This window comes from Ligilactobacillus pabuli, from assembly GCF_022836475.1.
Classification (GTDB): domain Bacteria; phylum Bacillota; class Bacilli; order Lactobacillales; family Lactobacillaceae; genus Ligilactobacillus; species Ligilactobacillus pabuli.
The window spans coordinates 1-9,655 of record NZ_BQXH01000035.1 but is presented as its reverse complement, the minus strand read 5'-3'; the positions used below and the strand labels follow the sequence as shown (position 1 = coordinate 9,655).

Annotated in this window: 10 protein-coding genes; 2 read left to right on the top strand and 8 right to left on the bottom strand. The window is 42.7% G+C overall.

Annotated elements, in window-relative coordinates; all coding sequences use genetic code 11:
- The first annotated feature begins 547 nt into the window (after positions 1-547).
- Positions 548-1,609 (top strand): LCP family protein, encoded by a 1,062-nt coding sequence (locus LPAF129_RS10770; protein ID WP_244057088.1) that lies wholly within the window; start codon positions 548-550, stop codon positions 1,607-1,609.
- A 427-nt stretch (positions 1,610-2,036) separates the two neighbouring features.
- Here LPAF129_RS10770 and LPAF129_RS10765 read toward each other — a convergent pair whose 3' ends face one another.
- The 4 genes from LPAF129_RS10765 to LPAF129_RS10750 all read right to left on the bottom strand — a co-directional run bounded on the left by LPAF129_RS10765 (position 2,037) and on the right by LPAF129_RS10750 (position 5,040).
- Positions 2,037-2,237: a cold-shock protein gene (locus LPAF129_RS10765; protein WP_244057086.1), complete on the bottom strand. Its 201-nt coding sequence runs from the start codon at positions 2,235-2,237 to the stop codon at positions 2,037-2,039.
- 170 nt (positions 2,238-2,407) lie between these two features.
- Positions 2,408-3,055, bottom strand: coding sequence for a metal-dependent transcriptional regulator (locus LPAF129_RS10760; protein ID WP_244057083.1), 648 nt, complete (start codon positions 3,053-3,055; stop codon positions 2,408-2,410).
- A gap of 37 nt (positions 3,056-3,092) precedes the next feature.
- Complete coding sequence (locus tag LPAF129_RS10755; RefSeq protein ID WP_244057080.1) at positions 3,093-4,010, bottom strand: RluA family pseudouridine synthase; 918 nt, start codon at positions 4,008-4,010, stop codon at positions 3,093-3,095.
- Between the two features lie 103 nt (positions 4,011-4,113).
- Entirely contained in the window at positions 4,114-5,040 is a 927-nt protein-coding gene (locus LPAF129_RS10750; RefSeq protein WP_244057077.1) for a hypothetical protein, read from the bottom strand.
- A 160-nt stretch (positions 5,041-5,200) separates the two neighbouring features.
- Between LPAF129_RS10750 and LPAF129_RS10745 the strand changes: the two genes are divergently transcribed.
- The gene (locus LPAF129_RS10745) at positions 5,201-5,836 is read left to right on the top strand and encodes a phosphatase PAP2 family protein (protein ID WP_244057074.1); all 636 of its coding nucleotides are present in this window, start codon (positions 5,201-5,203) and stop codon (positions 5,834-5,836) included.
- A gap of 108 nt (positions 5,837-5,944) precedes the next feature.
- Here the strand turns inward: LPAF129_RS10745 and LPAF129_RS10740 are convergent, their stop codons facing one another.
- The 4 genes from LPAF129_RS10740 to LPAF129_RS10725 form a co-directional block, all read right to left on the bottom strand.
- Entirely contained in the window at positions 5,945-6,763 is an 819-nt protein-coding gene (locus LPAF129_RS10740) for an alpha/beta hydrolase (protein WP_244057071.1), read from the bottom strand.
- Between the two features lie 300 nt (positions 6,764-7,063).
- The gene (gene rihA, locus LPAF129_RS10735) at positions 7,064-7,996 is read right to left on the bottom strand and encodes a pyrimidine-specific ribonucleoside hydrolase RihA (RefSeq protein WP_244057068.1); all 933 of its coding nucleotides are present in this window, start codon (positions 7,994-7,996) and stop codon (positions 7,064-7,066) included.
- A 229-nt stretch (positions 7,997-8,225) separates the two neighbouring features.
- Positions 8,226-8,570, bottom strand: coding sequence for an AzlD domain-containing protein (locus tag LPAF129_RS10730; protein WP_244057065.1), 345 nt, complete (start codon positions 8,568-8,570; stop codon positions 8,226-8,228).
- A gap of 4 nt (positions 8,571-8,574) precedes the next feature.
- A complete protein-coding gene (locus LPAF129_RS10725; RefSeq protein ID WP_373875050.1) occupies positions 8,575-9,285 on the bottom strand; it encodes an AzlC family ABC transporter permease in 711 nt (236 codons plus the stop codon).
- Between the last annotated feature and the right edge of the window lie 370 nt (positions 9,286-9,655).

Here is a 9,655-nt window from a genome sequence, read left to right as displayed (position 1 = left end):
TGATTTGGATATAGTCGAACTTTAAAAGCTATCGGAGCCATTGATTTCACCATCTTTTCCTTAGCATAGCACTTTATTAGTTTAAAACAATGTGTAGTTTTAAGTAGCGTACAGTGTACGCTACGGCTATCCATCCCCCGACTAAAGTCAAGGGCATTTCGCCGAAAGCATCAGTAAAAAAAGTCACCCACTCGCCAGCGGTTAAACAGTCCCTCATACCAAGATGAGTAGTCCAGCTAATTTGTCTCTCATCTCCTATTATATGTTAAAAAACAAGCAAATTAAACTCCGCTTGTCTCGAATATGCAAGATTTAACCAGAACTTTTCGCCAAGCAGTGCAATCTTTTTAAAAATTTCTCAATCTGACGTATAATTGTTGTAAGTTCAGGCAAGAGAAACTATGATTATCAAGACAACATTCACGGCTCAATGCTCGTACAGTACTAATTTATCAACTATTTTCCAGCAGTGGAAGCTGCTTAGCGACTAGGATCTAGCTAACAGTTCCTTCCAAGCAAACTGCTAATTTTTTCAGGAGGTTTCCCCATGACTCAACGGAGAAGACAACAATATGACGACAACGTTCCACCAGAACAACCAACAGACTCGCCCCATCGGCGCCAGCATGAGCAACACCGTCGCAGTAAGGGCTGTTTTTTTTGGCTGCTGCTTTTTGTAGTCGCCATCTTACTATTTGGCGGACATTTTATTTTACAAAAATATCGCACGGTCCATTCCACGATCAATTCGATCAATCATCCCACTGGCATTCAAAAAGCCAGGCAGACCAACAAGGTTTTGCATCACGGTCGGCCAATTTCAGTCTTACTGATGGGGACTGATACAGGAGCTTTAGGACGAACCTACAAAGGACGGACTGACACCTTAGTCCTCGCTGTCTTAAATCCCCAGACCTCTTCCATGACCCTTGTTAGTTTGCCGCGGGATGCCGAAGTTGCGGTCAGTGGACATGAAGAGGATTATCCGTCCAAATTAAACGCTGCCTACGCTTATGACGGTTCGGCTTCAGCCGTTCAAACGGTCCAAAAATACTTAAATGTGCCGGTCGACTACTACGCCACGATCAACATGGGCGGGTTAGAAAATCTGATCAACGTTGTCGGTGGTGTCGAAGTTGAACCAACACTTACCTTTTCTTATGGCGGCTATTCCTTCACCAAGGGGCAAAAGGTGCAAATGGATGGTAAAAAAGCATTGGCCTATGTCCGCATGCGTTACACGGACCCCCAAGGTGATTACGGCCGCCAGCAGCGCCAACGTCAAGTCCTAATGGCAGTTGCCTCTAAAGCCGCTTCGGTTAAAAGTCTACTGAACGCTAAGTTTTTAAAAACGATCTCCAACCAGGTCACGACAGACATGAGTTTCAATGACATGTTGGTTGTAGCCGCTCGCTATCGTAAGGCCACCCACCACATGAATTCCACTCACCTGCAGGGACAGTCCAAAATGATTGGCGGTCAATCTTTCGAGGTTCCTGACGGTAATGAAAAACAGCGCGTCACTAATTTGCTGAGAAAGGCGTTAGACCTCTCTCCTGCTCAAACTGGCAGCACTTTAAGTGACAGTAACGAGATCAATACCGATTAAAAAAATAGGGTTTAACATCGTTCAAGATGCTAAACCCTATTTTTGTGGAGTAATTTTTTAAGTAATTGCTATTGAACATCGTTTGACCTAATCGATGTCGGAAAACTAAGATCCTAACACTGATTAGGTGAAATGACGTAATCTCAACTTCGGTTGCGGTCGCTGTTTTTATAAAATAACGACCGTAAACTAGAATGAGAACTCTGTTTCGCTAAAACAACGACCGCAAGCCCAGTTGAGAACTCTGTTTTCCCAAAATAACGACCGCAAACTGGGATGAGAACCTTGTTTCCCTAAAACGACGGTCGCAAGCCCAGTTGAGAACTCTGCTTTCCCAAAACAACGACTGCAAGCCCAAATGCATTCCCACAATTTATGTATAAAAAAAAGACAAGCTCGAAATGAGCCTGTCTCCTCTATTTTTAAATTAGTCTTTGTTAACGTTTGCTGCTTGAGGACCGCGGTCGCTGTCTTCAACGTCAAATGTTACGTGTTGGCCTTCGTCTAAAGTCTTGAAGCCGTCACCTTGGATAGCTGAGAAATGTACGAATACATCACTGCCGTCTTCGCGTGTAATAAAACCGTAACCTTTGTCTGCATTAAACCATTTAACTGTTCCTTGTTCCATAATAATGGATCCTCCTTGTTGCGCCTTTCGGCACGTGTAATTGTAATTCTAGTCGGCGCTTTATGGAGGAAATTATGAAACATCCTTACCAAAAAAACCTATTCAAACTACAAAAATAATTGTAACACAGAATTTTCGTAATTGATACAGCTAATTGAAACTATTTTCAACTAATTTACAAAAATGTAGTGCGCCGAGTTATAACTGATACTTAATTCTTTGCCAGTATCCAACATTTTAACCTTGATTGGGCCTTCAAATGGGACATGCTCTTCCACCGTAAATTTATCCCCAATTTTTAAATTGATCTCTTCCAGATAAGTTAATAGTTCATGATTATCTACAAAACGGTCCACTTCTTTAGTCGAACCCGTCTCAGCGTCGATCAACAAATCATAACTTTCTTCTTCATATTCGCCATCGATGCTAGGGATCATCCCGCCATGGGGACATTCCTTAGGATGTTCCAAAAAATCATCCAAATGTTTAACAAGATTGTCACTTGTGGCATGTTCCAAAACTTCTGCATCATCATGGACATCCGCTAATTTGTAATTTAACTTGGAAACCAAGAATGTTTCCCATAAGCGGTGCCGGCGGACTAACTTTTCTGCCAACTCGATCCCAGCAGCTGTTAACGAAATTCCCGCATATGGCACGTGAGTTACTAACCCTTCTTTAACTAACTTGATCACCATTTCAGTGACCGAACCGGCTGCAACATCCAAGCTGAGCGCAATTTGCTTGTTGCTGACCTTACGTTGCTTTCCTCCCAGTTCAAATATAATTTTTAGATAATCCTCTTTTTTCGGGGTCAAAACTGTTCACCTCATGTATTAATTTACCGCAACTAATTTACTTGCTCTTTTTTTCTGACTGTAACTTCTCTAATTGTAACAATGCCTGTTGGATATCTGCAGGCAATTGACTATGAAATTCTCGTTTTTCTTGAGTAAACGGGTCAACAAAGCCTAATTGGAACGCATGTAGTGCTTGTCGTTCCATGCCCCACTGTAAGTGGCCGCCATACAATGAATCACCAACTAACGGATAACCCAAATCACTAAAATGTGCCCGAATCTGATGAGTCCGTCCAGTATGCAGCTTAACTTCTACTAAAGTTGCTGCTGTACCAAAGCGTTGTTTGACCCAATATTCCGTCAAAGCTCGTTTTCCGGCTGGATCAACTTCTTGTGCGAAACCATTGGGGACTTGGCGCAAGGGACGGTCAATTTTGCCATGTTCTTCTTCTAGCCGACCTTCTACCAAGGCCAGGTATCTTTTATCCAACTGATGATTTTCCAATTGCTGACTGATCAATCCTTGAGCGAAACGGTGTTTGGCAACTAACGCCAGTCCGCTGGTAAATCGATCTAGACGAGTGATCACGTGAGGCACCAGATCCTTGGCTTTTTGCTCAACCAAATGACCCTTGACGCGGTTCACTAAAGTATCTGTTCGATTAGCCGGTCCAGGAACACTGTTTAAGCCCGCCTGTTTGTCCACCACCAGCCAGTTCGAATCTTCATACAAAATGGTCAATGACTCAGTGCTAGGCGGCACTGCAGGATCTGACTGCTCTGGTTTCAAGATTAAAGTCACTTCACCCGGCTGGGTCAAAACATAAGTTAACGACTTCCGTTTATGATTTAATAAAACTTTCCCCTGCCTTTGTTTGACAGTTCGTAACATGCGATGACTAACACCTTGACGCTTCAAAAAATTTTGGAGCGTTTCTTCTAGTTGGTCATCTTTTTGCCAGGTAAACTTCATTCCGTAGTCCCTTTCATCTTCAAAACTTAATTTTGAGTACAACGCTCCTTATTATAGCAGAATTTGCCCCTAATTCGCCACAAACCTGCATAAAACTTGCCGGTTACTTTCTCTGCCGCAAAATCCGTCCAACTAACGCTAGCGCTAGTAAGCCGAGTCCTGCGTAAATCATAGTAGCTGCCGTTTGGTCAAAGACCTTTAATACGGCTTGCCCATAGCTGGTCACGATCGTCTGGTACATTCGACTAGCCACGGCAATATTTTCAACCACACCACTCAATTTAAGCAGTTGAACTGCAAGCCATCCCAACAAACCTGCACAAAAAGCTGCAATTCCACAATAATGGCTAAACCTGAACAGTGACCGTGTTTGAACTAATAACCCCACTGCCAAAGCTGCACTTAAGATCAAATTGACGGTCAGAAAGGCTGGCATAAACTTCTGGCCAACTTTTAACCACTGCCGGGCCTGTTGCAGACCTGAACTATTCATTTGATTATTAAGTGAAATTTGCACCTGAGCCACAAAATTACTTTTATAGCTAAGCCATTGTTCTGATTGCAAAGGCACGCCCTTTTGTGTGGCTTCTGTGACAAAATTAGCAACAACCTGGTCGACGATCTTCTTAGAAGTCAGTGGCTGACTACCAGTATAAACGTTGGCAAGGACCGCATTTAAATCATCCTTAACCTGCTGTCTCGTTAATAGGTCACCCGTAAAATCAAACTGTGAGTCGCCTTCAGTCACAAAGGCATTTAAACTAGCTGCCAACCCTTTATGAACTGCTGCAACATTTTTAGTGGTTACCATTTGAGTGGTGGTAAACGATTGATCTAACACCGTTTTTTTCGAACCGACCGCTGCCAAACAGCACAATAGTGTCACCATTAAGCAGACCGTCAATAGCTGACTTACCCCATGTCGTGGTTGTCTTTCAGGACCAAAATGTCGTCCAGAACTAGAATGCCTGTCACTTTCTTGCGCAGCCATCTTACCACTTCTTTCTTGGAATTGATTTACCTTAATCATAGCACACCAGCTAGCGCGATTGAAAACGTTACCCCTTTGCTATGGCTAAAAAATCGTGGTCGCGACCTGCGTGAGCACCAGCTTCATCGATCCGTTAAACTGGTACTTTCAAAGACTCCTCGCTATAATAAGCATAGCTTTGATTAGAAAGGAATTTTTTATGACCAAGTCACGTCTTTACAGTAAATTTGCCTTAGGCACTGGAGCATTACTGCTGTTCTTGCTGCTTGCTTTTTTAGTTAGTCACCACACAACGCTGATCACTACGATCGACCAGGGTGCGATCAATTTGCTGCATCCATTAGTCACCCCAACTTTGACCGCCGTGATCGCCTTCATCTCGAACCTGGCTAGTCCCGCTATGATGACTGTTTACTCACTGATCATCGCAGTATTTTTAGGTCGGTATCACGAATGGCACACCGGCCTAAATTTTTTATTAACTTTCAGTGCGTTGACCCTCTTAAATCACGTTGTTAAAGAATTGATCGAACGTCCACGACCGTTACACCGTTTGGTTTCGATCGGCGGTTTTAGTTTTCCAAGCGGACATACTTTTTCCACTCTGATCCTAGTCTTTACCGGACTGGCCTTGTTGAAAAAGTTTCAGGTCTCACCACAAAAATTACACATCGTGCTCGTTGTTGGGTGGTTAGTCATCATTTTGATTGCTTTTACTAGAGTCTACCTGCACGCCCATTTTGTCAGCGACACAGTTGGCAGTCTCTTATTAGCGACCGCCTCTTGGCAATTATTGACGGCTAGTTTTGCAGTGACTGGTCATCAACTAATTTGACCAACTTTTATTTCAAATTAGTGTTGCTGCTCTGTAATGAATCACCACTGCACAACAAAGCCAGCTGTAGCTCTGCGTATCTAACGCAAACTACAGCTGGCTTTTTCATTAATTAAAATTTTCTGACAACCAGTGGGCAAATAATGTCTGCCAGACTGCCACAGAAGTTGAAATCATTTCTGGACTGGCTGGGCCGGCTGTTTGACCATCGGCCATGCTCATTCCATGTTGACCATGGGCAAAAACGTGGAGCTCACAACTAACACCAGCCTTTTTAAGTGCTTTGCCAAATAACAGGCTGTTTTCCATCGGTACAACTGCATCATCATCTACCGTCCACAAAAAGGTTGGCGGTGTACTCTCAGTAACCTGATGTTCCAAAGAAACGTTCTGGAGCTGGTCGTCTGAAGGCTCATCTCCCAGTAATAATTGGAAAGATTCTTCATGGGCAAATGGGCCGCTGGTGATCACTGGATATGCCAAGGCTAACCCATTCGGCTGGATCTCAGCGGCAGTAAAACCAGCAGTAGTTAATTCAGGCTGGTCCCATTTTGTGGCTAAACTTGCTGCCAAATGCCCGCCAGCAGAAAAACCATAAACAATGATCTTATTCGGATCAACGTGCCAGTCTGCGGCATGCTGACGAACCATGGCAACGGCGGTCGCCAATTCATACAAAGACGTAGGATACCGTGCAGGTGCACATGAATAACGCAGTACAAAACTTTGACAGCCCAGTGAGTTCATTTTGACTGCTACCGGTTCAGCTTCACGATCCGAAGTAAAGCGATAACTGCCGCCAGGAACCACAATCACTGCGGGTCTGACCCGATCTTGGTCAATTTCTTGGCTGTTGTCTAAAACATATCCAGTTAAAGTTGCCGTCTTTGATAACGGTGTTACGATTTTTTCCGTAAAGTATTGCAACCTTACGCCTCCCTGCGTAATAGAGCTTAGCTGAGTGCTGAATTGCTCCGCTCTGTTTTAGTCGAGCTCCTTAACCCAGAAGATTCCGCCTAACTTGCTTTCTGTCACGATGCCAAAAACGCATCATGCCCGAAAGCCTGTTATTGCTCGTCTTCTAACCGGGTTAATCCGCTCTGTTTTCTTAGTCGAGCTCCTCAAAGCAGGACTTTCCGCCCATCCAAACCCAGGAACCAATGCCTAAAGCGCATTAGTCCCTGAGTTACGATGGTGTTCGAGTCCTCCCTGCTCCGCTCTGTTTTTTTAGTCAAATGCATGTAAGCATTCTTCAATTAAACTCACAAATTTTTCGCGGTCAATGTCCATCAATACTTCTGTGTTCTCTGGTTTGTCCGTCAAATTCCACTGGTCAACCACAGTCTCGCCCCGAGTTAATGTCCCATTCACTTCAATATCAACATTTCTCTTGATCGAAGTAAAGTATTCTGGGTGTAATAACCAAGTGATCGTCACTGGATCATGAACTGGGATGCCGTCGAAGCCCCACTTGTCTTGGCCATAATAAATACCATAGAAATCAAGTAATTCTGCCATCGCTACGGCTACTGGGTTGCCAATTTCACGAATCGCTTCAATATCAGCCTTTAAGATTTGTGCCTGATGGGTCACATTTAAACCAGCCATTACTAATGGAATACCTGAATTAAAGACAATTTTAGCTGATTCCGGATCAACAGCGATATTAAATTCAGCTGCGGGTGACCAGTTTCCAAAGCCTTTCGCACCACCCATTAACACAATTTGTTCAATTTTATCTTTTAATTCTGGATGAACTCCTAAAAATAGTGCAATATTAGTTTGCGGACCAGTCACCACTAACGTCACCTTTTCTGTCGAATTCCGCAATGTTTCTGCAATCAATTCGACAGCGTGGACTGGTTGTGGTTCAAAGTCTGGGTCTGGCAAATCAGTGCCATCTAACCCAGTTTTACCATGAACATCATCTGCGATCATTAAATCTTGCATTAATGGTTTCTGATTTCCACCAGCAACTGGAATTTGCTTTTGGTGCAGCAATGTCAACATCCGTAACGCATTATTCAATGTTTTATCAGGTGTTTGATTGCCGGCAGAGGTTGTCACTGCTAACAAGTCAATTTCTGGTGATGCCACCGCCATCATCAATGCAAAGGCATCATCATGTCCTGGATCACAATCTAAAATAATTTTTTTCATCTTGAACTCCACACTTCAAAGCTGGGGACAGTTTTACCATCCTCGTTTTAGTCTTGCTAGTTCATTCGTCCTACGAGAATCATTTTAACAAAAATTCACCCCATTTGACCAACTTAACACCAAATAAAAATTCTGAGTCGGTTAAAATGCCTTGTTTCCTAGCCGCTAGACTGCTTTTAGCGCAAAAAAATAGACTATCATTTAGACAGTCTTGAATTATCTTTTCATTTTAAACTGGAACTACCAGCGACAAGAGTGCAACGGCAATCAAACCAACCACCACAGACAGACCCATCGAGCGCGAATAATAAGCAACTCCCATTACGATCACGGAAGCGAGAATTTTCGCCACATTGTCGACCCCCACAAAGGCATAAGTTTCCGTGTTCATAAACACATCTTTCACCACTAAAGCTGTGAACAGAGAAACTGGGACATATTTCATCCATTCATTAAACCAATTTGGAATCTGCCGACTAGTAAAGATTCGCATTGGCAGGTAACGTGGTACAAAAGCAACCAACATTGAAAGTATGATCAAGATAAAATGATCCATATTAGTAGTTACATTCATAAAGCTAATCTCCTGATTTACTGATTTCCTTACGTCCGGCATTCGGCTTGATCTTCTTTAGCCAGAAGCCCTTGGTCTTGCCCTTTTTCACTAACTGATCTTCCAAAGCAAAACCGATCAACGACGCAATTAAAGTTGCAACAACTAAGCCCATCGTACTCTTCAACCAGACCATGGTAAGAACTGCCACGATACCAGAGAGAATACTGATCAAAATCGTTAACTTATTTTTGATCTGCATCACGATCATGTAGATAAATAAAGCTGTCAAAGCAAAATCGACGATGGTCAGGTTGACCGAAATAAAGCCGCCTGCCAAACTACCAACTAAGTTAGACAATGTCCAAAATAGCAAAGATAAATGCTCAACTAATAAAGCATTTTCAGCTGTCCAGGTTTTATCAGTCGCAAATTTCAAATAGTTGACTGCGTAGTTTTCATCGTTCATCGATGCTGCAAAGACCAGCAAAAATTTTTTACTCGTTCCACGTACATACTGAGATAAACTTGATCCTAGTAATGCATAGCGCATCTCCAAAAACAGCAACATCAATAAAATGGTCTGCATTGGTGCGTGAATCGTTAACATCGAAGCAATCATAAACTGGGCTCCACCAGAAAAGACTAGTAAGGAGACCAAGCCAGTCATTAAGAAGTTAAATCCTGCCGCATTCAATAACACTCCACAAGCTAATCCAATTGGAATGTAACTCATACACAAGGGTAATGCGATCTGGAAAACTTCCTTGAACCGTGTATCGGATTTTTTCACAGGTATGCCTCCACTAAAATACAAAAGTAAAACTTCACCGTAAATTATAACATATCAGCCAGAGCTATTTACAACTTTTTTTCACAAAATCTACCAGATTACTTGAAAAAGCCACTCATTTCACCCATTTTTCGGCTGAAAAAAATGCATCACACGTCGCTCCTTAGAGTTTGTGTCATGCATTTTTCACTTCAAAACAACCTCGTATTATTAAAATTAAACATTATCTTTTAAATCAAGTTTTAGTGATTATTATTACTTTCTTTGTTGGACACTACATGATAACCTCTAATTGTCATTGGCTTTGGTCAAC

Coding starts and splice junctions, on each gene's coding strand:
- LPAF129_RS10745 (WP_244057074.1), top strand. CDS start 5,201: ATGACCAAGTCACGTCTTTACAGTAAATTTGCCTTAGGCACTGGAGCA.
- LPAF129_RS10755 (WP_244057080.1), bottom strand. CDS start 4,010: ATGAAGTTTACCTGGCAAAAAGATGACCAACTAGAAGAAACGCTCCAA.
- LPAF129_RS10730 (WP_244057065.1), bottom strand. CDS start 8,570: ATGAATGTAACTACTAATATGGATCATTTTATCTTGATCATACTTTCA.
- LPAF129_RS10770 (WP_244057088.1), top strand. CDS start 548: ATGACTCAACGGAGAAGACAACAATATGACGACAACGTTCCACCAGAA.
- LPAF129_RS10765 (WP_244057086.1), bottom strand. CDS start 2,237: ATGGAACAAGGAACAGTTAAATGGTTTAATGCAGACAAAGGTTACGGT.
- LPAF129_RS10750 (WP_244057077.1), bottom strand. CDS start 5,040: ATGATTAAGGTAAATCAATTCCAAGAAAGAAGTGGTAAGATGGCTGCG.
- LPAF129_RS10725 (WP_373875050.1), bottom strand. CDS start 9,285: ATGAGTTACATTCCAATTGGATTAGCTTGTGGAGTGTTATTGAATGCG.
- rihA (WP_244057068.1), bottom strand. CDS start 7,996: ATGAAAAAAATTATTTTAGATTGTGATCCAGGACATGATGATGCCTTT.